Origin of the sequence: Methylobacterium sp. J-067 (assembly GCF_022829465.1) — a bacterium.
Classification (GTDB): Bacteria; Pseudomonadota; Alphaproteobacteria; order Rhizobiales; family Beijerinckiaceae; genus Methylobacterium; species Methylobacterium litchii.
The window spans coordinates 1-300 of the sequence record NZ_JAKSXZ010000055.1; the positions used below are offsets into that span (position 1 = coordinate 1).

General features: G+C 73.7%; 1 protein-coding gene. It reads left to right on the top strand.

Annotated features, from left to right (window positions below):
* The coding region (locus MKK52_RS05290) for a methyl-accepting chemotaxis protein (protein WP_243952779.1) at nt 1-300 on the top strand (300 nt) is incomplete at both ends.

Genomic DNA, 300 nt, shown 5'->3' on the forward strand with positions numbered 1-300 from the left:
GGAGCGCATCGGCGACGTGGTGGGGCTGATCTCCTCCATCGCCGGCCAGACGAACCTGCTCGCCCTGAACGCGACCATCGAGGCGGCGCGGGCCGGCGAGGCGGGGAAGGGGTTCGCCGTGGTGGCCGCCGAGGTGAAGGAACTCGCGAGCCAGACGGCGCGGGCGACGCAGGAGATCGCCGCGCAGATCAGCCGGATCCAGGGCTCGACGGGCCAGGCGGTGGCGGCCATCGGCGGCATCACCCAGCGGATCCGCGACATCAGCGCCACGGCGACCTCGATCGCGGCGGCGGTGGAGCA